Below are 25,307 nucleotides of genomic sequence, written 5' to 3'. Positions count from 1 at the left end.
TTATTAAGATGTCTTAAAGTTAAAGATTTCAAAGGATCCTGAAAATGAACTGACAATGGAGACGTATAAAGTTCCTTCGGCCACTCTGTTCCTTAATGAGGATAGGCAACCAGTTAATCCACCAAAGGTAATTAACCCTACTTCCAATATTTATGGATACTTGATGCAATCACCTACAATGTTAACTACCATTGAAGCAGCAAAACAAATTTTACATCGTATCCTTTCTTCTGCGGAAAATATTTGACCCTCAATATATATGTCCCTGTATCCCACATTACCTCGTCTTACTCGATTTTCCTTGCACTTCTTATTTTATAATTTTAAAGTGTATAATGATAAAAATTTACTATAGTTTAATAAATAGTAATTAAGCATGGTATAAATGTTAAGGAAGTAGGGGCATCTTTGCTTTTGATTTTTAAGGACAAGGGCTTGTCCTGATGTCCTATAATGAGAGGAACTGAGTTAATATGATCGATAATTTTTGGTGTGATTTACCACGACCATTTTTTGTACTTGCACCAATGGAAGATGTGACAGATGTTGTTTTTCGTCACGTAGTAAGTGAAGCCGGTCGACCGGATGTATTTTTCACAGAGTTTACAAACTCGGATAGCTATTGTCATCCAGAGGGCATGAAAAGTGTGCGTGGCCGTTTGATTTTTACAGAAGATGAACAGCCAATGGTGGCACATATTTGGGGGGATAATCCCGAATATTTCCGTCAAATGAGTATTGGTCTGGCAGAGCTAGGATTTAAAGGCATCGATATTAATATGGGCTGCCCTGTACCGAATGTGGCATCGAGAGGGAAAGGTAGTGGCCTTATTCTGCGTCCAGACGTTGCGGCAGAACTTATTCAAGCAGCAAAAGCGGGCGGATTGCCTGTCAGCGTGAAAACACGACTTGGCTATAAGGATGTAAATGAGTGGGAGGAGTGGCTAACACATATTTTAAAACAGGATATTGCGAACCTTTCTATTCATTTACGTACAAGAAAGGAAATGAGCCAAGTAGATGCGCATTGGGAGCTAATTCCGGAAATCAAAAAATTACGTGACCGTATCGCACCAAATACGCTGCTAACAATCAATGGAGACATTCCTGACCGTCAAACTGGGCTGCATCTTGCTGAACAATATGGTATTGATGGCGTTATGATCGGGCGAGGTATTTTTAAAAATCCTTTTGCTTTTGAAAAAGAGCCAAAAGAGCATAGCAGTAAAGAATACCTTGATCTTTTAAGACTGCAGCTTGATCTTCAAGATCAATATGCGGAAGCACTGCCACGTTCAATCACAGGGCTTCATCGCTTTTTCAAAATTTATATCAAAGGATTCCGTGGAGCTGGTGAATTAAGAAATCAATTGATGAACACGAAATCAACAGATGAAGTGCGTGCATTGCTTGATAACTTTGGAAAAGAATGTTGATGGGACGGGGACAGTGAAATGATGTAACTCTCAAAAAGTTAGAGAAAAAATGAATCCCATCAACTCATGTGTGCTTATTTTATTCAATTTCAAGTTCCTTTGCAGCCGGCAACTTTTGTTTTGATAAAGTCTGTTTTCTGAAAGAAAAAGGTCTTAAGAATGTAATAAACCCACCAGCACCTTTGTGTTGCCACATACACTCTGAACATGTGGAGTGTGTGTCGCAGTTAATTTTAAATTAGGTCTGTGATTACTATTCAACCCAAGTTGAAGCTGTAACAAAGGCAACAAACCCTTCGGGGAGTTGCCTATTTACTTTTTTGATATGGTATTAACGTAGAAGTATTATTAGTTAAATCAAATGGCTTTGTGGGGACTGAATTAAGATTATATGCATCTATAGTGCAAGCAGCAAAAATAAAGCTAATTTTGACTGGTTTGAGTATATAGGTTATAAATGAATAAGCATGGAGACTCTAACTACATCTGACTATCACTATCGCAACAAAAACACAGTCGAGGAAGATGCGGAGATTGAAAAATAACGCCTGTCGTTTAAGAGGACTGATATAGGAGGTTCATTATGGATAATAATGATATATTAATTCGATTGAGATATGCAATGGAGATAAAAAATAAAGAAATGGCAGAGATATTTAAACTTGGCGCTGTGGATGTAACAGTACCAGAAGTAATAAAGATTCTCACAAAATCAGACGAGGATGATGCTGAAAGTGATGATCAAATAAAATGTAATAACAGTATGTTAGATTCATTTTTAAATGGTTTTATTATTTTTAAACGAGGAAAACAGGATCCAAAACCAAAACAGTCCGATACGCCAGAATCGTCTATAAAGAAAAGTGCAAACGTTAATAATCTCCTGTTAAAGAAAGTTAAAATAGCATTAGCATTAACTACTGAGGATATGCTGGATATATTCGAAAAAGCAGGAATCACGGTTTCAAAAGGAGAACTCGGCGCTTTATTAAGAAAAGAAGGGCATAAGAATTATAAAGAGTGCGGAGATAAATATGCCAGGAATTTCTTAAAAGGGTTGGCTGTCAAATACAGGGGATAATGCATTAAAGAATAATTTAGGTGATTACATGATACATACCTACTTAGGCGAGACCATACGTTTTGAGATCAAGTATAAAAATCGTACATCTATAGGAATTACGATAGATAGTTATGGAAATGTGGAAGTCCAGGCTCCGAAAGGGACACCTGATGAGAGAGTGCATCAGTTATTAGAGGAAAAATGGGAGCTTATTCAGCAAAAATTAAGAGAAATGAAGGCTAGGTTGCATGGGCCACAGAAAAAGGTTTATGAGTATGGTGAGAGTTTTCTTTATTTAGGAAACACCTATCCCATACAAATCTTTCAAGATATAAATATCATGCAAGACCATGTAGTGTTTAAAGAAGAAAAGCTACATATATATGTAAAGCAGTCTAACACTGAAAAAATAAAACAAGCTTTAAAACGATTTTATTACCAGCAATGTAAGGCTTTAGTGGAGAAGAGCATATCTTCCTATCAGAGCAACTTCAAAACAAAACCACGTTCTTTTCGTATCACGGATAGTAAAACTACATGGGGAACCTGTGATTCAAAACTGCAGTTAACATTCAATTGGAGACTAGCTATGGCACCACGGGAGGTAATCGACTATGTAGTCATTCACGAAATGTGCCATATGGTTCATCTGAACCACGACCGATCCTTCTGGCGTCTTGTTGGAAAAATAATGCCTGATTATAAGGAAAAGGAAAACTGGTTGGCTTTATCAAGTTGGAAAATGACTGTTTAGTAGCCCCTTACAGTTATAAAATAGAAATAAAATTAGAATGGTACCTTTCCCTTACACAAAGATTTTGAGAGGTACCTTTTTTATTATTAACCGTTAATCCTTGCGGGAAGGAATAACTCACTAGCACCCTCTGTGTTGCCAAATACACTCTGGACATGTAGAAGCGGTTGTGAAGTTAGAGCAGATGTAAACATGTTTTTACTTGTGGTGTGAGGAACCATATCATAAGTAAATGAGTTCCTTTTCTTAAAACTAAATAAGTTGATTTAATGTTCTCCTCCTTGAATTTTAGGTAAAATCTATTCAAGAGCCAAACTTAGATATATTGTTCTTATTGATGATTTTTTATCTTCAAAAAGAAAAAGCTGACGTGGCTATATGATATTGCCTTCGTCAGCTTTTCCATTGTTAAAACGAATAAGACCCCATAATTCTCCTTTAATAAGAAAATTAAAGATACGCTTTTGGGGTGATATTTCGGAAAATATAGATTATAAGTTCTGTCCAAATTTAATGTTATATTAATAAAAAAATAAAATATAAGATAGAGGAGCAGTTATGAAAAAGGAATGGATTCTACGCTGGTCTTTTTTTATTTTTGGATTAATGGTGTTAGCATTTGGCATATCTTTAACAATTGAAGGAAAGTATTTAGGGATTGGACCATGGGATGTTTTTCATTATGGTTTATTTACTAAATTTGGCTTTACTATTGGAACTTGGTCGATAATAAGTGGATTTTTACTTTTGTTGATCAGTTCAATTTTCAATAAGGCATGGCCAAAAATAGGGGCTTTTCTAAATATGTTGTTTCTAGGATTATTTATTGATCTTTTTAATTCGATTTTACCTAGCATTGATAGTTTAGCAGGAGCAACAATTGCCTTTATCATAGGTGTTGTTTTAATTGGGTATGGTATTGGATTATATGTTTCTGCTGATTTTGGAGCAGGCCCTAGAGACAGCTTTATGTTATTAATTGTTGAAAGAACGGGTTGGAGTATTCCGTTGGTTAGAAATGGAATTGAAGTACTCGTTTTTCTTCTTGGTTGGATGTTAGGGGGGCCTGTTGGAATTGGAACAGTGTTAATTGCGTTTGGATTAGGTCCAATTTTAGGATTTTCTATTCCTCAATGTAAGAAATTGATGGCATATTTCCTTAACCAAAAGGATCGCCTGTTAACGCATATGTAGACAATGAAAAAAAATCACGATGTATGAGTATCCCTTCAGGGGGGGGGCCCAATAGTATTTGCCAGTCCCCGGTTTTGAGAAACCTCATTTAGATGCGTTACGGTGAAAAACATCATAAGTAAATGATGTTTTTGTTTGGTGCTTTTTGTGTTTAATAGGATTATAAAACATATAAAATTGAAGTCTCTATAATAATTACGGTATCAGTTTTACCACAAAAAATAGGGATTTCAATTAGAAATTGAAGCCGAGGAGGAAAAGAGAGATTATGAACAGTTATTCATAATCAAGTAAAGTGCAGCAAGTAAACGAAATACATACATATTTTTCTTTGGATTTCTGGGGTAAGACCCCGGGGGCCGGATGGCCCCACTTTATCTCCAAGGCAGGGAGATAAAATTAGAGTGGGTAATTCCCATTACTCCCAGATATGTATGGGTTCTTTTCCTCAACCATCGAAAGAGAGCGGGCAATCTGCTCTCTCTTTCTTTTTGCTTTTTACTAATCCTACAATAGAGGTGAATCAAAACCATGAGTACAAGAATAGAATCATACAGTAAGGAAGAACACTGGAAAGCCTCTTGGCGGATGTTTTACGATTGTAAAAAGCAGCGAAAAATAAGGCTTTTTTTACCTAGGCTGTTCAAAAACTTTGTTGTTTTTATTAAAATAAAATAATATACTATTATGGCATAATAAGGATAAATAGGAGACTTTATTTGGTAAAAAACTTTCCTTTATTGATGGCTATGTAGGTCATAGGGTGTAGTACCGTATCAATCGCTTTAAATACTCATTCAACGCAATTCATAAAATGGGGTCTATTAATAGTAAGTGCTGTTTTGAATGTATGGAGTATGGTGGGTTTGATTTTACTCATCGATACGCAAAAAAGTAATCAATGGGATTTACACAATTTCTCTTAGATGATTGATTGTTAATTTATTCAATTTTTTGCAGACGGAAAAAAGCATTTGATTGACTCTCTCAACAAATGCTTTTTTTTTACGTTTTCAAGCCATCTGAGCCAAAAAATTGTTTACTAGGAATAATCTCTTAAATGTGCATTAATCCCTACATACTTGAACACCTCCAGATCGCAGTACATCAGTATCTGAAGTAAGGTTAAGAATGCAACAATCTATACCAAAACAATTCAACAAAAAAGTGAAAAACGTAAATTCAAGACAGGGAAGCTATAAATCCTTTTCTGATTTCTATAATAAATAGAATTAGAAAAAATAGGCATTGGCAAAGCCAATACACTATATTTCAGGAGGAATTGAATAATGAAAAACATCTGGAGAATTTATTCAACTGACATTAAAAAGATTACAACAAATTGGGTTGTATCTATTATTGTCTTGGGATTGATTATCTTGCCATCCCTATATGCATGGCTGAATATTAAGGCTTCTTGGGATCCGTATAAAAATACGGAACGGATTTCCATTGCCATTGTCAATCAAGACTCAGGTGGAATGATTCAAGGTCAAAAAATTAATGCCGGAGAGGATTTAGTTAAGACATTAAAGAAAAATCATTCATTTGGTTGGCATTTTGTTGACTACGATAAAGCGATGGAAAAAGTAAAATATGGTGATTATTTTGCGGCCATTGTAATCCCAAAAGATTTTTCGCAAAAATTAAGCACAGTTGTTAGCAAAGAACCGACAAAGGCTCATGTTAAATATTATGTAAACGAAAAAATCAATGCTATCGCTCCTAAAATGACAGAAAAAGGAGCTAGTGTACTGGTGGAACAAATAAGTAGTAAATTTACTTCCTCAGTAAATGGTGTCATTTTTGACCTATTTAACAAATTAGGCATTGAGATGGAAAAAAACTTACCAGATCTTGAGCGTTTTCAAAATTACGTGTTTACATTGGAAGAAAAGTTACCAGATATAAAGAATACGCTTGATGGCACAGAACGGGATGTCGTAGAAGCTAAAAGTATCATCGTTACGAGTCAGGGGATCATTCCAAATGCAAAAGATGCGATAACGAATGGATTAAAAACGATTGACGATACTACAGCTTTTGTAAATGAAGCAGGGAATAAGTTTAATGACATATCTCCAAAAGTGAAAAGTCAGTTATCTACTATCCAACAAGAGGCTCATAAATTAAATTCATTCGTTAATGGGATTCAAAAACCTATTCTGGACCCAACTCAAATCAATGATTTTACAACGAATTTAAATGCAAAGATTAATCAAACCATTACCTTGATTGATTCTATTCAAAAAGCATTGCAAACGGCGAAAGAACAAGTGAATACAAATGGTTTGAATCAGCAACAATTTGAACAGACGATGAAAAATTTGCAGAGTCTTTTGACCACAAATAATGGAGACCAGAATACAGAAGAGTTGAAGAAAGAATTAGACAACTTGAATCAATTGCTATCTAAACAGCTTACTCCACAAGGTCAAATTGAGGCCATTGATAAAGCGATTAAACAATTGGATGTTGTAAAGCAAACCCTTCAAGAAATACAAAAAGACGCAACTAATTTTAATCATTTAGTAGAAAACATGCCTACACTTCAGGAGACAAAGGACTTTTCAAATGAGGTAGCCCGTCAAGTGGATGGCTTTGTAAATGATTATAACAATCAAGTAGAGCCGTTTGTACTAAAACAAATGAGTGCAGCTAGTACCACATTGACACAAGCTAGAGGGGTTTTAGTCAGTATTCAAACCACGATACCAAAAGTAGAAAGTCTTTTAATAGACGTAAATAAACGACTAGATGATGGAAAGAAAATTCTTGATTATTCGCTAGCACAATATCCATATGTCCATGAAAAAGTAGGGCAACTAGCCGATAAGATTAGAAAATTAGAGAAGGAAGCCAATATTCATGACATCATTAATACATTGAAAAATGATCCGCAAGCAGAGAAGGGGTTTTTTGCTGAACCAGTTGTTTTGGATGCAAATAAAATTTTCCCTATCGCCAATTACGGAACAGGTATGACACCATTTTATACTGTTTTGGCTATATGGGTCGGAGGATTATTGTTAATCTCTCTTTTGTCAACGGATGCACATTTTGATGGAAATTATACAGGAAGACAACTTTATTTTGGTCGATTGCTCACCTTTTTGACTATTGGGATGTTGCAATCACTTGTTGTTACAATAGGGGACATCTTATTATTGGGAGTAGATGTTCATTCGCCATTTTATTTTGTATTATTTGGTTGTATCAGCAGTTTTGTTTTTATTCTGATTGTTTATTCATTGGTTGCAGTATTTGGTGATGTAGGAAAAGCCTTATCTATTGTTCTACTTGTCTTGCAAATATCAAGCTCAGGAGGAACCTATCCGGTTGTGTTATTGCCAGAGTTTTTCCAAAAAGTAAACCCATTTTTACCTTTTACCTATGCAGTGGATATGATGCGAGAAGCACTTGGCGGAATTGTTTGGAAACGAGTAGCAATTGACCTTTCCTATTTAACTATGTTTGGGGCTATCGCTTTTGTGTTTGGATCTTACTTGAAAGGACCAACGAGTAAACTTATAAGAAAATTTAAAGAAAAATCAATGGAGTCTGGGCTGTTTCATTAAGCCCAGGCTTTTTCTTTAAACTTCATTGATTGAATATTTTTACAAATTCTTAACGATAATAGAGAGGAAATTGGAAGCGAACATTGAATGACTATAAGGAGAATTTTTTTATAAAAAATAGGAGGTAATCATGGGAAGATTAGTTCATTTCGAAATTCATGTGGATGACATGGAACTGGCAAAGAAGTTTTATGGAGAGGTATTCGGATGGTCATTTCAAGATTGGAGTGATTATGCAGGAATGCCTTACTTTGGAGCAGTGACTGGCGATGAAAATGAACCGGGAATCAATGGTGCTTTGATGCAGCGTCAAAGTGCGCCGCCGGAAACAAACCAAGCATTAAATGCATTTGCTTGTACAATGGGAGTGGAAAATTACGATTTAACGGAAGCTAAAATTATCGAGAATGGCGGCAAGGTCGCAATGCCCAAATATGCCCTGCCTGGAATGGCGTGGCAAGGATACTATATTGATACCGAAGGCAATATATTTGGAATTCATCAACCCGATGTGAATGCCAAGTAAAATTCATGATAGGTGAATAAAAACATGAAATCACAAGACACGGCAGGCATGCTTGAAAATGTGCGCAATATCTGTCTTGCACTGCCCGAAGCTGTTGAACATATCGATGGTTTCGGTCACAATACTTTTAAAATCAATGGAAAATCTTTCGTGATTTCAGGTGAAAGCGAGAAAGGATTCAGCTTGTCGTTCAAGTCAGATCGGGAAACCCAAGAATTATTGCTGCAAAAAGAGCATTTTTACAAAACCCCGTATATAGGCCGTCACGGCTGGGTATCGATTCAAAATCCAGATAGGGAAGACTGGGATGAATTGACCGATCTAATTCAAGAAGCTTATTTACGTGCGGCACCGAAGCGTTTGGTTAAGAAATGGAATGAGTTACATGAAAAGTGAAGAAAGGCGGATGATCTGCCTTTCTTTATTTATGTTCTTTTATCGGTTTTATATATACAGGAAATGAAAACCTCGCTTATATACATAGTAGTATACTTCACCAACGCCCCATGTGTTGTAATATAGACTCTTGGACATGTGGAGTGCGTAACCCAGCACATTTTAATATAGTATAATAATCGCCCAGTCTTTGGACTGGGTTTTTATCTTTTATATAAAATACTAGATATAACAAAAATCAACAATCTTCAGGGAGTGAAAGGGACCGCTAATCATTAGGCGCATGAACTTAGTGAAAGTATGAACAATTTCTGAACATATATATAATAGATAAAAATAGAGGACAGGTGTCCTTTTGGGTGTATAATTCTCGAGATATAATTTGATTAAAGGAGGAGATATAGTATGGAGGATTTGATAGCAGCAATTGATATGGCGCCAAAGCCTCAAAAGGCTTATTTGAAGCAATTGTTTAAACACATCCCCATATCTAGTCGTTCCTGTCGTATTGTTGAGTTGAAAGCGAATACAAAATTTGTATCGGCAAACGAACCCTGCAATGCAATTTGGGTGTTAGTTGAGGGGCGCGTAAGAGCAACGGAAGAGCAAATTTCAGGTGATGTTTATGTTTTTACCGAGTTTCAGGCCCCAGAGTTGTTTGGCGAAATGGAGGGATTTGCAGGAATCTCTTATTACAGAGTAACTTTAGTGACTGTCACTGACTGTAAATTTATCGTCATGCCGATGAACAGCTTCTTAAACTGGATACGGAATGATTCGGAGGCGTTGTTTTTACGAGTACGCTCTCTCATGAGCCGCACTCTGGAAGAGACAAAAAACAATCATACCTATTTGTTTCTTGACGGATTCGATCGCCTAATGCTTTATATGACACAATATTATAGAAAGCATGCAAAAAACAAAACATGCATTTTGCAAGTCAAAAGACAACAGATTGCAGAGGAAACGGGTTTCAGTACAAAAACAGTTAACCGATCTATCAGAAAGCTTTCAGACAACGGGTTAGTTACAATAGATGGAAGGAAAATCATCATATCCGAAAGACAATACGACCAACTTTTAGAATTGATTGATAAAAAGATAAGTCATTAATTCAGCCAAAGTAAAAGAGGGAGTGTGAAGTATGACTAACGTTTTAGAAATTGTCACATCAAGAAAACTGACGTACGAGCAAAAGGTAATGTCACTTGCACATGCTGCAGAAGATACTCTGTCCATTATGAGTATTCCAGAGAAAGCCAGATATTATTTTGATATTAAGGCAATAGATGATCTGTATGAGGGGCATGCGCCTTATCGCCCGCGCTATATTATGCCTGATTATGAGAAGTTTATTAAAAATGGCAGCGAGTTTTTACGGATTAGTCCACCGGAGGATTTGGATGAATTGTTGAACTCCTTAATGATTCTTTATAGGCATGTTCCGTCTATCACGGGATTCCCGGTTTATCTCGGCAACATTGATAAGCTCATTGAACCATTTTTGGAAGGTGTTAGTGATGAGGAGGCAAAGAAAAAGCTTCGTTTATTTTTAAATTTCCTAGATCGCACTATTACCGATTCTTTCTGTCATGCTAATATTGGTCCGGAGCCAACTCGGGCTGGGAAGCTAATACTGGAGTTGGAAAAGGATTTGCAGAATGCCGTTCCTAACTTTACGCTGAGATATGATCCGGATATTACTCCTGATGACTATGCAGAACTAGGAATTTACACCAGTTTATTCTGTGCCAATCCTGCCATATGCAATCATAAGGTGCATAAGGAAACCTATTCATCTGATTACGGTATTTCTAGCTGTTACAATATTCTTCCAATTGGCGGTGGTGCCTATACGCTTTCCCGTATCACTCTGCCTGGACTTGCAAAGGTTGCCACAAGTATAGATCAATTCTTAAATCAGCTGCTTCCAGATTGTCTGCTGGAATTGGGAAATTACATGAATCAACGTGTGAGTTTTTTGGTTGGAAAATCTGGGTTCTTTGAGACTTCTTTCCTTGTTAAGGAAGGTTTAATTCATCCGGACAATTTCATTGGTATGTTGGGAATTACCGGTCTGGCTGAGTGCGTAAATCTTCTGATGGGGGATAACGGCAAACGATATGGACACGATGTCGAGGCTGACAATCTTGCTGATACAATAATGACTATTATTTCAGATTTTGCCGCACAGTTCCCTGCCGAGTATTCTAAAATATCTAATGGTCGTTTTATGCTTCATGCACAGGTTGGTATGGATTACGATCTAGGAATCACGTCAGGTGTACGGATCCCTGTAGGTGATGAACTGGAGAATGTATACGATCATTTGCGTCATAGCGCACGATTCCATAGGGTCATTACGACTGGCTGCGGAGATATTTTCCCATTTGAAACCACTGGTCGAAATAATCCCGGTGCTATTCTTGATATTGTAAAAGGATCATTTTCTTTAGGTGCAAAATACATTAGTTTTTACGAAGAGAATAGCGACTTAGTGCGTATTACCGGTTATTTAGTAAAACGCAGTGAGATGGAAAAATACCGAAATGAGCAGGTAGTTCTGCAAGGTACTACACATCTTGGTGCCCCAAATTACGAACATAACCGTCTTGAAAACCGAAAGGTGAGGGGAGTATGACCAGGGCTCCTGTCAACAAGATTATCCCCTTAAGCCTTGTAGATGGGCCGGGTAATCGTACTTCCATATTTTTGCAAGGATGCAACGTATCCTGTGCTTATTGCCATAATCCTGAAACTCAAGCTGTATGCAATCACTGTGGCATTTGTGTAAGCGGCTGTCCTTCGGGTGCATTGACGATCGTTGGCAGCCGTGTAAAGTGGGACCCTGAAATATGTACGCTCTGCGACCAATGTATTAAAGTTTGTCCGACTTTTGCCTCACCGCGTGTGAGAAATATGAGTCCAGAAGAGGTCTTTCAGGAGATTCAAAAGAATATTCCATTTATACGAGGGATCACTGTATCGGGAGGTGAATGTACCCTTTACCCTAATTTTTTGAAGGAACTGTTTGCCATAGCTAATGAAAATGGACTTACATGCTTAATTGACAGCAATGGTACGACAGATTTCAGCCGCTTTCCCGAATTGATGCAGCTTTGCAATGGTGTCATGCTGGATGTGAAGGCTTGGGATGAACAAATTTACAAAAAACTAACTGTGGGTCCTACTAATTCTATCGTTAAGAAGAATCTTCAATATCTTGCAGATTGTAACAAGTTAGAGGAATTACGAATTGTGTGCCTACCTGGCGAGGTTGACGCGGAAGCCGTCATCAGTGGAATTGCACAGACAATTGGTGAAAAAGCCTGCAGCGTGAGATTAAAACTTATTAAGTTTAGGCGTTATGGGGTAAAGGGGCGTTTACAAAATACTCCCTCTCCAGACGACATATATATGCAGAAACTTTTGCAGCTCGCTGTCGGATTTGGTTTCGAAAAGGCCGTCATAGTTTAATAGTAAGTTGTTATAGAATATCCTTATCAACATTTTTAAGTTCAGAATAAAATCAATTAATTGAATATTCGGTTTTATTTTTAATATCCATAAAAAATATTGCTTCAGAACCGAAGCTCATTTGGAGGAAGAAATGACTGTTAAATCACGACTTAAAATTATGATGTTTCTTCAATTTTTCATTTGGGGATGTTGGCTTGTTACTCTTGGCTCGTATATGATCAATCATTTACATTTTACTGGTATGCAAGTTGGACTCGTTTATAGCTCAACAGGACTTGCATCACTTCTTATGCCAAGTCTAGTTGGTATTATTGCAGATCGTTGGATAAAGGCAAATAGATTATATGGAATTTGCCATTTTCTTGGTGCGATTGCCTTATTTATAGCTGCACGGATTTCAGACCCTGACCTTATGTTTTGGGTGATGCTTTTTAACGCAATGGTTTACATGCCGACGATTGCTTTATCAAATACTATTTCTTATTCGAGCCTGGAAAAAGAAGGACTCGATGTAACGAAGGATTTCCCATCTGTTCGTGTCTTTGGCACAATTAGTTTTATCCTTGCCATGTGGACAATTAGTCTTGGGAAACTGGAGTTAAGCAACGTCCAACTATACATTGCTGCTGGAGCTTCGATCTTACTTGCGCTGTATTCATTACTATTACCTGACTGTCCAACATCAAATGTCAAAAAGGACAAGTCGTTAGTAAGTCTTTTGGGACTAGATGCTTTCGTATTATTTAAACAAAAGAGAATGGCGATATTTTTCGTTTTTGCTATGCTATTAGGTGCTGCCCTGCAGATAAACATTACATTTGGCGACCCATTTTTACATGACTTTGCATTAAATCCTGACTTTAAAGATAGTCTTGTTGTTAAATATCCAGCGATTTTATTATCAATGGGACAAATTTCAGAAGTATTCTTTATTCTTGCCATTCCATTTTTCTTAAGGAAACTTGGGATTAAGAAGGTAATGCTGCTGAGTATGGTGGCATGGACATTACGCTTTGTTTTCTTCGCTTATGGAAACCCATCTAGCGGCGGGTTCTTCTTATTGCTATTATCAATGATTGTGTATGGTGCGGCATTTGACTTCTTTAATATTTCCGGATCTATGTTTGTAGAAAAAGAAGTGGATCATCGAATTCGTGCGAGCGCACAAGGCTTATTCATGACAATGGTCAACGGAATCGGTACTTATTTAGGTGCTGTTATTAGTGGAAAAATAGTAGATTATTTCACAGTTGATGGCGTGAAAGACTGGCAAAATATCTGGCTAGTTTTTGCAGCATATACAATCATTCTCGCAGTCATTTTTGTGGTAAGCTTTAAATACAAAAATGACCGTGATGAAATAAAAAATGTAAATGCAGCTGCGTGATCGGCTAATCTTTATCATTTCAGTTCTGTTAAAAGTGGAAGGGCTTAAATATTACGAATGTAGGCGTTTTCGAGTAACTAATATAAATAAAAATATCCAAGTTTGGAATTAAGGAAAGTTTTCCTACCAAGTGATTTTATTTATAATTCTTCACCATTGGTTGCGATAACTCCATCCAAAACCCGAATAAAAAGTTATTCGGGTTTTTCTATTTCCATCATTTAAAATCCGTTACACCTGCAGCAAGAGTTTACAGATTTTTCAACATAAAATTACATTTATATTACATTTCGACAGATTCATTGTTTTTAGGCCATTTGGAATATAAACTAGTAATATATTAGGAATCGAAATATTGATAGGTAATAAAAGGAGATCTAGAATGATAAAAAAATCATTAAAATATACTTTATCGGCTGCCGTCCTCGCCACTATGATTCAAGTAACACCTACTTTTGCAAGTCCAGTAGAGTCACCAGTGACAAAAGGACAAATTGATGCGACAAAAGGACAAATCAATGACTTTGAAACAAAGGTTCAACAATTAGACAACCGAATCGCCTTATCAATGGAGAAAAGTGATAAACTGAATAATCAAATTAATATACAACAAGGAAAAATTGAAGAAACTGAGGCTGAAATTGAAAAAGCCAAAAAGTCATTAGACGCTCACAAAAAGGTTTACTCTGAACGACTAAAAAGCATTCAGTCAGAGGGAAAACAATCAATCGCTACATATGCGGAACTTTTGCTTTCATCTGAAAACTTTTCTGATTTTTTAACTCGTTATAGTGCGATTTCGCAAATTATGGAAAGTGACACTGCCTTGCTGAATGGTTTAAATGACAAGCAAGAAGCGTTAAACGAAGCTGAGAATAAATTACAAAATGAATTCGACAATTTAAAAAAGAGCCAGGATGAATTAGCTGCTGAACAAAAAAAGATTGAAGAAGATAAACAAGCAATTGAAAAAGAATTAGCAGATGCGAAAAACAAATTACAAGACCAAGAGGGTCAGCTGGCTCAACAAGAGGCAGAGCGGCAGGCTCAATTAGCCCAACAGCAAGCGCAACAACAGGCTCAACAACAAGCCCAAAGAGCTCAACAACAGTCAGAGCAGCAATCTTCAGGAAAAAATGTTTCAAACTCAACGCCACCTGCAGGTGTAGCTAATCTACCAGACGCTAATGCTGCAAGTGCGGTCATTGCGTATGCTAAACAATTTTTGGGCGTTCCTTACGTTTGGGGCGGGACAACGCCAAGCGGATTTGATTGCTCAGGATTCACTTCATATGTGTTTAGAAATTCAGTTGGCATTAGTCTCCCACGAGTGTCATCAGCCCAGCAAAATGTTGGAACAAGAATTTCTCCGAGTCAAGTACAGCCAGGAGATTTAGTATTCAGGGGTTCCCCTGCCTATCATGTCGGCATTTATATTGGAAACGGGCAATATATACATGCTCCGCAAACGGGTGATGTTGTGAAAATTGCTTCTTATAATCCGTCTGCTTTTTCTAGTGCTGCTAGAGTATTGCATTAATGACAGCAATTTTTTGAAGTGTAACCTTAAATAGTGCCCAACTTTAAACATTCGCTTTCATAATAGACGTTTCGTACGTAATAAAAAGTTTTCGCAAAGTAACTGGCGAAAAATTCAAAGAGTAAAAAGCGGGACAAAACGAGACGAATTACACGAATTCCTAACCGAAGATCAAAGGGAAATAAGCCCTTGAGACCTTCGGTTTTTTTCTGTAGAATGAGAAAAAAAGAAATAAAAGAGGAAATAAGGATGAAATTTTCAAAGTTAGCTTTTATAGTGCTATTTAGCATAATTATAGGAGGAATTGTAGGATTTTTGACATGGGGTTTTTTAGCTGTTACTTCTTTTACGACTCACTTTTTATGGGATACCTTACCAAAGACACTTCATGTTAAAAATTGGACCATATTACTGTGTTTAGTTGGAGGCGTTCTGGTAGGGTTATGTCAAAAGTACTTTGGTAATTACCCGCGTAAAATGGAGGATGTATTAGCAGAATTCAAGGAAACTAAAAGAGTTGATTATAGGTCAGTACATAAGAGTACATTAACTGCACTGTGTGTTCTTTCTTTTGGAGCCAGCCTTGGTCCTGAGGCGGCTTTAGTTGGTATAATAGGAGGTCTTTCTACATGGGCAGGAGACACTATTAAATCTTTAGTTAAGAAAAAATCAGTTTTAAATGAATATGGAGAAATAATTACTGAGTATAGTATTGAGGCTACAATTGGCATGATTTTTAGAGCACCACTATTTGGCGCTACTACCTTCTTTGAAGATAAAAAAGATTCAAGACGTATAAGGCTGATAAAAATAATTGTATATTCAATAACTACTGTTGCAGGTTTTGGTGTATTTATATTTTTAACAAAAATGGATTACAGAAAAATTTCTTTAGTTGATTTTGGTTCAGCAGTAGTAGGTAAAAATGAAATTATAGCTATAATACCACTTATAGTTATAGGGTTATTATTTGCCTTATTATATGAGTTTTTTGGAAAAATTCTTCATAAGGTATTTAAACCACTTGAAAATTATAAAATAATAAAAGCTGTAATTGGTGGATTAGTATTAGGATTAATAGGTACTATTCTTCCTACAATGTTATTTTCAGGGGAGCATCAGCTAACAGAATTACCAGAAGAATGGAAAGATATGTCGATTTATTTATTGTTGATATCTGCTGTTCTAAAGTTATTTATAACAGAATTTTGTTTAGCAAGTGGTTGGCGTGGAGGACATATATTTCCTGTTATTTTCGCAGGAGCAAGTTTAGGATATGGAATGGCATTGTTATTTCCAATAGATCCAGTAACATCCGTTGCAATTGTAACTACTTCACTCACAAGTGGATTAATGAAAAAGCCGATAGCAGCTGTATTAATTTTAATTATTCTATTCCCAATAAAGCTAGTTATACCAATGATAGTAGCAGCATATTTGCCAATATATATATTAAAGTACAAAAATAATTTAACGCAAAAATCATATTAATGCTTATTACTATTAGGCTCCTATCAAAACACAAGTAGTGTACATCTCGTTTTTCATTTTATAGAAAGTCAACTGAAACGGGAATTAGTGTTGAAACTTGAAAGGTTCGAAGGAGATTTGTTAATCTTTTGATTTTCAAAGCAGTATGTGATTTAGTAACATTCCAGATATCAATGGAAACTAAAGAAGATGACCTCTGTAGAAACAGAGATCATCTTCTTTGTATGGCCTGTCCTTTTTCCAAATGTCATTTACAAAGATACATTTTACTTAGGGCATTGCCTTTTTATGTTTCTAGTAACAGATTAACAAAGCTGTATTGAATATGAACTGTCACTGTCATTACAAAGTTCCTGCTGTAATTATGGCGGAATTAGCATTGATTCTTCCAAATTGATATAATGTTCCAGAACCAGGTACATCATCTGTAGATGATTCTATTGCCTGGCGTATTGTTTGGTTGTTCAATAATGGAAAAGTTGCCTTTATCAAAGCTGCAAGGCCTGATACAAATGGAGCAGCTTGGGATGTTCCATTTAAAGAGCCAAAATTTATGCACCCAAGGACATTCGCATGGGTTGGACATGTGGAAAAGATGCCTACACCTGGAGCAGCAACATCAACTCCATCCCCGAAATTCGAAAAAGATGCTTTTTGGTCATTCTCATCCGTTGCCGCAACACTGATCACATTTGCATATGCAGCAGGAAACGATGGCGTATCAGTGTTATCATTGCCAGCTGAAGCAACGATTACCACTCCGTTATTAAAAGCAAGATTTACTGCGTCTTCTAGGGCTTGTGACCCTCCTGCTCCTCCAAGGCTCATATTGATGACGTTTGCTCCCGCGTCTGCTGCATCAACGATTCCAGCAGCAATCCCACTAAATGGGCCAGTACCATCATCACCTAATACTTTTATATTCCAGAGATTCCCTGAGTTAAAGCTTGTCCCAGCTCCAAATACGAGATTATTCGTTATAGCTCCAGCAATTCCAGCAACATGTGTACCATGACCAAAAAGGTCATCAGTAGTTGGTGAGGTTGTGAAATTGGCGGTTTTAGTGATTTTTGCAGCTAAGTCTGGATGATTTGGGTCAATGCCTGTATCAAGAATGGCTATATTGATATCTTGAGATGTAATTACAGCTCTACACCATGCCTCTGGTGCCATTATTTTTTCAAGACCCCATTGTAAATCGAATTCGGGATCATTAGGAATAATTCTTCTACAACCGTGAGCATGAGCAATTTGATCAATTTCAACATAACGTACCTTCGTGCTTGCAGAATATGGGTTAAATAGAAACCAACATTTTGTGCAGGCACAGTTACAACCTCTGCATGTATCTGGTCTATTGCTTGGACTAAAGTTGATCCCATCATTTTGTGAACTTCTTTGCGTTCTTCCTTTGTAACATTTGGGTAAAACCCAACAATTAAACGTTGATCTGTATTTGCCAAATAAGAACCTCTCCTTTAAATAAAATATTTTTTAAAGAATGAGGAGAAAATCATTATTCTTAAGATTCTTCCAGTTCAACAATTAGAAAAAAGGACCTCTTTTTTAAAAAAAAAATTCACTAATCGATTTAGTTGTTATGTCTAACCCTCTCATTCCTCTTCTATTAATAAATTCAAATTGAATTACATTGGTGTGGACAATCTTTACACATTTTAAAAATGGGTTCATGATTATTCAGTTGGGATAGAAGGCGATGTCTAAGCTCCACACCGATACGAGTGGTCCTACCTTTTTTTCTTCGAACCATCGCCTTGGTCTAGGCCGAGCCTTCCTTCAAATTCTATTAATTTCTCATAGAGTTTTTGAAAGTGAAAAATTGATATAATGTGCAAATAGCAGGGGATTTTCTAGGGATTCATCTGCTTTTTCTTCTTTTTCTAATAAAGCTCCAGTAAAATATAGACAAAAGGATAAAGGAAAGGAGAATTTAGCCATGGCTGAAAAAATTGATTATAAAAAAACGTTTAAAAACTTGTACCTTCCAAAAACCAAGCCTGAAATCATTGATGTGCCTAAGATGAAATTTATCATGATTAACGGGACTGGCGATCCAAACAGTGAGGAATTTGAAAAGGCGGTTGAAGAGTTATACGCTCTGAGTTATGCGGTGAAAATGTCCTACAAAACGAAGGAAGTCCCTCCAGGTTTCTACGAATATACAGTTTTTCCTCTTGAGGGAATTTGGGATTTGATCGATCCATCTCTATCAGAAAAAGATAAGCAGAACTTCAAATACACGATTATGATTCGCCAACCCGATTTTTTAACAGATGAATGGTTTGAAAAGTTTTTAGCGCAAACCAAAAAGAAAAAGCCAAACCCATTTCTTGAAAAAGCAGTTCTTGGTGAAATGACCGATGGATTGTGTTGTCAAATGATGCACAAAGGCAGCTACGACGATGAGCCGGAGAGCTTTACTAAAATGCAGTTATATTGCGAGGAGCAAGGATATATTCGAACCATAAATACCCATCGAGAAATCTACTTATCCGACCCCAGAAGGACAGATGCCGCTAAGATGAAAACGGTTTTAAGATTCAATGTTGAAAAATCGATATAAACTAAGGGTCAGAACCAGTATTACTAGAATTTATAAAATAGACGGCATAACCTAGCAAAAGTCCTGCTTTTCAACAAATTTGAAAAGTGGGACTTTTTGTTTATGGATCTTTTTTTGAGGAGCAGTACTTTTCTCCTGTTTTATTTCTTCGACACAGTTTAACAAAAATTTTGAAAATTCACTCTTATACTAAAAATGGTGGTAACCGCCGAAAACCATGTCTAAGGGGGAAAAGTAGTGAGGAAAAAAATTTTGTCCGTTAGTTTGTGTTCAGTTCTATCGCTTTCATTAGTAGCTGGAGTAGATACTTGGACTGTAAAAGCAGAAACTAAGCAAAATAAAACAGCTGCAGCTCAAAATGTCTCTAACCAAAAGGGAAATTTACTAGAGTGGAATGGGATTCCGCTGAATGGATTGATTCCAGAAACAGCATCGGATGCAACAAAAATTGAACTTGAAAATGGGATGACAAAACCAATCTACTCTACCGACGACGCAATTATTGAAAACTTGTTTGTTGAGACAGAGATAGATAGTGACAGAGACGGTAAGCGTGACAAGGTCTCCATTAAAGTATACCGTCCTAAAACCGAGCCGGGGATTAAAGTACCTGTTATCTATGAGATGAGTCCTTATCGCTCAGGCATTCTCGATGTCCCTGTTTTTAATGTCGATGTTGACTTAATTCCAGTTAACCACCCAGGTAATGGGAACGGACGTGGCGGCAAGCCATTTGCACTTGCGGAAGGACAAGCTGCAAATCTCGGCTCTTTAGGGAATTACTATGTCCCGCGTGGCTATGGTGTTATTCTTGCGGAGAGTATTGGGACAGGCAAATCGGAAGGGTGTCCGACAACAGGGGATGATCGAGAAATTCTTGGTACAAAAGCTGTTATTGATTGGTTAAATGGACGGGCTAAAGCATTTACTGTGGATGGAAAAGAAGTTTCTGCTGATTGGTCAACAGGGAATGTGGGAATGACAGGTGCTTCCTACAACGGGACCTTGCCAAATGCGGTTGCCGCTACCGGTGTGGACGGGTTGAAAACGATTATTCCAGTGGCCGCAATCAGCAGCTGGTACGACTATTATCGTGCCAACGGAGCGGTTATTGCTCCTGGCGGCTATCAAGGTGAAGACACTGATAATATGGCTGAAGCTGTGTTAACACGAAACATTCCTCAAGTTTGTAAAGATGTTATTGCCGAGCTAAAAGCTGCTCAAGACCGTGAAACTGGTGACTATAGTGAGTTCTGGGCAGGCCGTGATTACGTGAAGGATGCCAGTAAGGTGAAGGCTAGTGTTCTTATTGTTCATGGGCTTAATGATTGGAACGTCAAGACAAAACAATTCGCGCAGTGGTGGGAAGCATTAGAAAAAAACAATGTCCCTCGTAAATTGTGGTTGCATCAGGGCGGTCATTCAGGTGCTTCAGGGAATAACTGGCCTCAGACCCAAAATAAATGGTTTGATTATTATCTGTACGGAATTGAAAACGGAATTATGAAGGAGCCTGCTGTCGATATCCAGCGGGAGGACAAAACCTGGAGCAAGGAAGCCAACTGGCCGGCACCAGGTTCAGTAGCGACAAGGTTTCATTTAACAGGCACTGGAAATGATTTAGGGGGGCTTCATCTGAATCCTGTTCCAAATCAGCCGCATAATACGCAAACAATTATTGATGATCCATTGAAGAAGGCCAATACGCTGATAGCGAACCCAGAGCTAAATTCTTCAAATCGATTAGCTTATGTCACCTCGGAATTAACTGGGGAAGTTCGGTTAAGCGGTACACCTAAAGTAAATCTACGGGCAAGCATTGACCGCCCTGTTGCGAACTTAACAGCACTGCTGGTTGACTATAGTAGTTCGTCAAACCCTGTTATTGTGTCGCGAGGCTGGGTCGATCCGCAAAATCTTCATGCAGCAGATCGTTCAGAATCACTTGTTCCAGGCAGAGACTACACCTTCGAATGGGACATGCAGCCTAAAGACTACGTATTTAAGGCAGGTCACCGTATTGGCGTTGTTCTTATCGCCAGTGATTACGACTATACGATTCGTCCTAAAGCCGGTACAAAAATCACAATAACACCAACCCGAAGTGAAATAACATTGCCAATTGTCAGCGTCCGTAACGCCTTTAATCAATAAACAAAAAAAAAGAAGACTTAATTGCTATTTATGGAGTGAAATTTAAGCAATCAAAGCAGAAAAGGGTCATTCTTCCGTTTCGAAAGAACGGTGAGAATGACCCTTGTTTTAACTTCTTTTTCTTTTTCCCTCTTAACAACTGCATAGTTAAATATATTCAATTTTTTTTGGATATTAAATCTCCAAATGAGCATCTTAAAAAAGGGCCCGATTAGGTCTATTTATAAAATTTGGAGGTAATTATGGATAATAACACTAAGAAAAAAATTGAAAATGAAGTAAAAAGAACAGTGGATGTTGAAATTGCCCAAGAATTTAGTGACGTAAGGCAGCAATTAAATCATTTACAAAGTACACTTGGTAGTTTACAACAAACACAGCAACAAGCTAATCAGCAGATGGGGATGGGACAAATGGGGCAACAAAATCAACAACAGCAAAATCAAATAATGCAACAATTACAACAATTTGCAAGCCAAGCCCAAGACCAGTCAAAACAAAACGATCAACAATTACAACAATCAATTCAACAAGCTATTCAATCTTTAAATCAATGTCTGCAATATGCTCAAACAACCCAAACTCTAAACCAAATCAATCAGGTAATAGGTCAGGTACAACAACAATTTAACCAAGGCCAACAAGGTCAGCAACAAGCTGGTCAACAAATGGGACAACAAAATCAATTACAATAAATTTAACACTATAAGCATTTATACAAGCCTTCGAGGATTCAGTTCAAGAACTGAATTCTCGATTTTATAAATATACTTTCTCTAACTTATTACAATATACATTCCCCGTTTCAATCTATTCAAAATTTTAAGAATCAAGATGGTTTTTGCGGAGTTTCTTGGTCTTTTTTTTCTAGATTACTGTGCTTGAACCAACAAAAATAGCGTCAATTAGACTCATCTATGAGTATTGTCGAAAAGCTCGCAAGGGATGAAGCAACTTTATTTATTTTTTGATGTAAACAAAATAAAAGAACAGCCAATTTCTAGAAAAAAGCCCCTTCTCTTAATTGAGAGGGGGCTAACTTATTTAAGCTGCTAGTTAAACGAGAAATGTTGAAAATTTATCAAAGTTAAGGATTATTTACGTAAATTATTCGAAATACTACTTTAACTATAGCCCACCCCGTGAATTTAACATTTTCTCATTAAATAGTCTATTATGCTTCGAAAAAGAACCTTGGGGGTAAAACCTCCAAGGCTCTTTTGTTTGTGATGAACATTGTTCAGTCCGTTTAAACGCTTGGAATATTCGGAACCAAACCACGAATAACACCGAGTAGGTCGTTTACAACGCTTGTTTGAGCGGATGTAAGACTTGTCCCACCTGTGAATACAGTAATACAGATTGGGCATGCTTCAACATGAATACCCAATAGGTTAATAGCTAGTCCACCAGGTACGCTTACTGTAAGGATTGGTGTCGAACCTGCGGGAGGCGTACAGGTCTGACAGTTAGTTTGAAGTGCCATATGATCACCTCCTTTCTTTATATGCTAATTATTAATATGTATAAGTTAAAACTTGTGGATAGACTGATGGACATGCTTTAAAAAAAATGTGCTGATTTCATCCTCTTTTTGTCCCAAATATTTAAAAAATAGTTTCACTTTTCTTAATTTTTGTCCATATACTAGGTATCATTCTAACTAAGGGAGATTATTATGGATCGGGACACACACAACCTTGACTATATAAGAAAAGACCAAATTATAAGGAGTAATTCGGAAAAATTAAACGGTGAAATCAAAGAAAATAACATAGAAGAATTAACAAAAGAAGATCAGAATGACATCCCCTTTAATAATCAAAATTATTCTGATTTATTAAAAGGCATTACCGAAAAATTAAAAAGTACTTTTGAACAAGGTGACCAAATTCGGATTGCAATCAATAGTCCCATTAGCCAAAAAGAACCCTCTGAAATAATTAATTTAACTAAAGATNNAAAGATATTGAAAACATTTCTAAAGAGTTAAATGAGTTGAAGACTACTATAAAAGAAATCAGATCTTCTCTAAGTAAGGTTTTAAAAAATCAGGAGGAGGAAAAAGCAGAACGAAAGTGGGTTATTAAAATGGTAAATCAAATCAGAAGTTGGTTTAAAGAATTACCAAGACATAAAAAAAGCAAAAAAAATAAATCAAATTTTATCATAAAAATAAAGTTATAACAAAAAAATTAACATAAAAGGAGTTTATAAATTTTTAATAAAAAAGCTTTCCTTTAACACAAAAAATGGTTGTTTTTTTTGGCAGCCAAATTTTTAAGAAAAGAACCTAGTTAGGAAATCCCTAACTGGGTTCAGTACTTTGAGCAATTTCCATGTTTATTTTGGATGTATTGAACGAGTGTGGAATGGAGTTTAAGGTGAGACTTCCTATATAAGAATAATTCACAAATAACCAAAATGTTCTGAAAGAGTGCGAAAATCCGTGAAATGAAATTCTTATTTGTTATCCCAAATATCTATATAAATAACTAATTAGAATAAGTACGAAAAACCGCATAACGTACAAAAAAGATGAGTATTATTTTAGAAAGAAAGGGAGGGGATATGGTGAAACCGATTGGAATCCTAGGAGTCGGTCAAGCAGGCGGGAATATTGCGGAAATTGCATCATCCATGGGCTTTCAAACCGCGCTTATCAACACGAACCAGCGCGATGGCTTAGTGAACACGAGAGTTGAGAAGAAGTATTTTGTTCCAGGGTATAATGGAGCCGGGCAAGATCGGTCCATCGGATTAAGAGCTGTTAATGAAAACTATCGAGAAATGATTGACTTTGTACAGAAGTCTTTTAAGAACATCAGGCTTTTATTAGTGGCCTTCTCTACTGACGGGGGTACTGGCTCTGGGATGAGTCCGCTATTAATTGACCTGTTATTGGATCAGCTGCCTGGAGTCAACATTGGTGCGATTGCAGTTGTCCCTGATCGAAACGTGTTAGCAGGTAACCGAATCAATGCAGCAGAGTGCATCGAGGAGATTTCCAAGATAGACTCGCTTTCATCGGTGTTCCTTGTTGACAATGATCAAATGCGGAAGTTAAACCCACAATCCAGTAAACATCAAATCTATCTTTCTTCTAATCATCAGGTCATGGAAGCAATTAATCATTTGCTGCAAGTTACGAAAAAGAGTTCTTTTTACGGAAACTTTGATGAAACCGATCTGATGAATATACTGGGAACAAGAGGGGTAACGATTATATCCTCAGCTGCGATAACGGACGCAAAGACAACCTCAGACGTAGCAAGTAAAATACAGCAATCCTGGGCAAACTCGATATTTTGTCCTGTTGAAGCAGCAGGAGTCATTCGTGCAGGTTTAATCTATGAAGGACCAGAAAAAATGGCTAAACTAATTAATGTCCCAGCAGTTTTTGAAAAGGTGGGGGAACCGCTGGAATTGTTTGAAGGAACCTATATTTCCGAATCCGACCCGACTATAACGACAATTCTAGCAGGACTGCCATTTCCTGCACGGCGCATGCAGACTCTTGAAGAAACGCTTGAGAAAAATAAGGATCGGTTACAGAACCTAGTGAAAAAGGAATATTCCCAGAAGTATGAGTCCCGAATAACATGGGCTTCCAATCTAAAAGCTAGACCGCAGGAGAGAAAGTCAGGAAACATTTCATCGAAGTTATCGAAATACCAAAAATAAATGGTAGTATACCAAGGTCTAAAGGACAAAACTACATGAG

At 37.0% G+C, this 25,307-nt stretch carries 21 protein-coding genes; 18 read left to right on the top strand and 3 right to left on the bottom strand.

The features are described from left to right. The first annotated feature begins 55 nt into the window (after window positions 1-55). From V7150_RS09600 to V7150_RS09535, 14 genes are all read left to right on the top strand, one after another. Window positions 56-247 carry a hypothetical protein gene (locus V7150_RS09600; RefSeq protein ID WP_335516820.1) on the top strand — a complete coding sequence of 64 codons (192 nt, stop codon included), beginning with the start codon at window positions 56-58 and terminating at the stop codon, window positions 245-247. A 226-nt stretch (window positions 248-473) separates the two neighbouring features. Beyond that, entirely contained in the window at window positions 474-1,436 is a 963-nt protein-coding gene (locus V7150_RS09595) for a tRNA dihydrouridine synthase (RefSeq protein ID WP_335516817.1), read from the top strand. A 583-nt stretch (window positions 1,437-2,019) separates the two neighbouring features. After that, window positions 2,020-2,517: a DUF1456 family protein gene (locus V7150_RS09590; protein WP_335516815.1), complete on the top strand. Its 498-nt coding sequence runs from the start codon at window positions 2,020-2,022 to the stop codon at window positions 2,515-2,517. A 28-nt stretch (window positions 2,518-2,545) separates the two neighbouring features. Continuing rightward, window positions 2,546-3,253, top strand: a complete 708-nt coding sequence (locus tag V7150_RS09585) for a M48 family metallopeptidase (RefSeq protein ID WP_335516812.1) — start codon at window positions 2,546-2,548, stop codon at window positions 3,251-3,253. A gap of 558 nt (window positions 3,254-3,811) precedes the next feature. Continuing rightward, window positions 3,812-4,447 carry a YczE/YyaS/YitT family protein gene (locus V7150_RS09580; RefSeq protein ID WP_335516809.1) on the top strand — a complete coding sequence of 212 codons (636 nt, stop codon included), beginning with the start codon at window positions 3,812-3,814 and terminating at the stop codon, window positions 4,445-4,447. A gap of 1,289 nt (window positions 4,448-5,736) precedes the next feature. Beyond that, window positions 5,737-8,025: a YhgE/Pip domain-containing protein gene (locus V7150_RS09575; RefSeq protein WP_335516805.1), complete on the top strand. Its 2,289-nt coding sequence runs from the start codon at window positions 5,737-5,739 to the stop codon at window positions 8,023-8,025. 130 nt (window positions 8,026-8,155) lie between these two features. Beyond that, window positions 8,156-8,551 carry a VOC family protein gene (locus V7150_RS09570; RefSeq protein ID WP_335516803.1) on the top strand — a complete coding sequence of 132 codons (396 nt, stop codon included), beginning with the start codon at window positions 8,156-8,158 and terminating at the stop codon, window positions 8,549-8,551. Window positions 8,552-8,575: 24 nt separating this feature from the next. Further along, window positions 8,576-8,947, top strand: a complete 372-nt coding sequence (locus tag V7150_RS09565; protein WP_335516800.1) for an MmcQ/YjbR family DNA-binding protein — start codon at window positions 8,576-8,578, stop codon at window positions 8,945-8,947. A 405-nt stretch (window positions 8,948-9,352) separates the two neighbouring features. Further along, window positions 9,353-10,060 (top strand): Crp/Fnr family transcriptional regulator, encoded by a 708-nt coding sequence (locus tag V7150_RS09560; protein WP_335516797.1) that lies wholly within the window; start codon window positions 9,353-9,355, stop codon window positions 10,058-10,060. 31 nt (window positions 10,061-10,091) lie between these two features. Beyond that, a complete protein-coding gene (locus V7150_RS09555) occupies window positions 10,092-11,588 on the top strand; it encodes a YjjI family glycine radical enzyme (protein WP_335516794.1) in 1,497 nt (498 codons plus the stop codon). Then, entirely contained in the window at window positions 11,585-12,424 is an 840-nt protein-coding gene (locus tag V7150_RS09550) for a YjjW family glycine radical enzyme activase (RefSeq protein ID WP_335516791.1), read from the top strand. Before V7150_RS09555 ends, V7150_RS09550 begins: the two co-directional genes overlap by 4 nt. A gap of 133 nt (window positions 12,425-12,557) precedes the next feature. Continuing rightward, window positions 12,558-13,814 (top strand): nucleoside permease, encoded by a 1,257-nt coding sequence (locus tag V7150_RS09545; protein WP_335516789.1) that lies wholly within the window; start codon window positions 12,558-12,560, stop codon window positions 13,812-13,814. A gap of 382 nt (window positions 13,815-14,196) precedes the next feature. Continuing rightward, window positions 14,197-15,354, top strand: a complete 1,158-nt coding sequence (locus V7150_RS09540) for a C40 family peptidase (RefSeq protein ID WP_335516785.1) — start codon at window positions 14,197-14,199, stop codon at window positions 15,352-15,354. 216 nt (window positions 15,355-15,570) lie between these two features. Continuing rightward, a complete protein-coding gene (locus V7150_RS09535; protein WP_335516782.1) occupies window positions 15,571-16,845 on the top strand; it encodes a chloride channel protein in 1,275 nt (424 codons plus the stop codon). A 342-nt stretch (window positions 16,846-17,187) separates the two neighbouring features. Here V7150_RS09535 and V7150_RS09530 read toward each other — a convergent pair whose 3' ends face one another. Next, complete coding sequence (locus V7150_RS09530) at window positions 17,188-18,018, bottom strand: S8 family serine peptidase (protein ID WP_335516779.1); 831 nt, start codon at window positions 18,016-18,018, stop codon at window positions 17,188-17,190. Continuing rightward, a complete protein-coding gene (locus V7150_RS09525; RefSeq protein ID WP_335516777.1) occupies window positions 18,018-18,308 on the bottom strand; it encodes a S8 family serine peptidase in 291 nt (96 codons plus the stop codon). Before V7150_RS09525 ends, V7150_RS09530 begins: the two co-directional genes overlap by 1 nt. 494 nt (window positions 18,309-18,802) lie before the next feature. Between V7150_RS09525 and V7150_RS09520 the strand changes: the two genes are divergently transcribed. From V7150_RS09520 to V7150_RS09510, 3 genes are all read left to right on the top strand, one after another. Then, window positions 18,803-19,429 carry a GyrI-like domain-containing protein gene (locus V7150_RS09520; protein ID WP_335516775.1) on the top strand — a complete coding sequence of 209 codons (627 nt, stop codon included), beginning with the start codon at window positions 18,803-18,805 and terminating at the stop codon, window positions 19,427-19,429. A gap of 237 nt (window positions 19,430-19,666) precedes the next feature. After that, the gene (locus tag V7150_RS09515) at window positions 19,667-21,583 is read left to right on the top strand and encodes a Xaa-Pro dipeptidyl-peptidase (RefSeq protein ID WP_335516772.1); all 1,917 of its coding nucleotides are present in this window, start codon (window positions 19,667-19,669) and stop codon (window positions 21,581-21,583) included. A 242-nt stretch (window positions 21,584-21,825) separates the two neighbouring features. Beyond that, on the top strand, window positions 21,826-22,278 hold the full coding sequence (locus V7150_RS09510; protein WP_335516770.1) for a hypothetical protein: 453 nt from the start codon (window positions 21,826-21,828) through the stop codon (window positions 22,276-22,278). Window positions 22,279-22,832: 554 nt separating this feature from the next. On the opposite strand, the gene V7150_RS09505 is transcribed toward V7150_RS09510, so the two are convergent. Then, the gene (locus V7150_RS09505; RefSeq protein ID WP_335516767.1) at window positions 22,833-23,069 is read right to left on the bottom strand and encodes a hypothetical protein; all 237 of its coding nucleotides are present in this window, start codon (window positions 23,067-23,069) and stop codon (window positions 22,833-22,835) included. Window positions 23,070-24,157: 1,088 nt separating this feature from the next. On the opposite strand from V7150_RS09505, the gene V7150_RS09500 reads away from it, so the two are divergent. Then, entirely contained in the window at window positions 24,158-25,267 is a 1,110-nt protein-coding gene (locus tag V7150_RS09500) for a tubulin-like doman-containing protein (RefSeq protein ID WP_335516765.1), read from the top strand. The last annotated feature ends 40 nt before the right edge of the window (window positions 25,268-25,307 follow it).

Origin of the sequence: Neobacillus drentensis (assembly GCF_036965245.1) — a bacterium.
GTDB lineage: Bacteria > Bacillota > Bacilli > Bacillales > Cytobacillaceae > Neobacillus > Neobacillus drentensis_G.
This window is presented reverse-complemented; position numbering and strand designations above follow the sequence as displayed.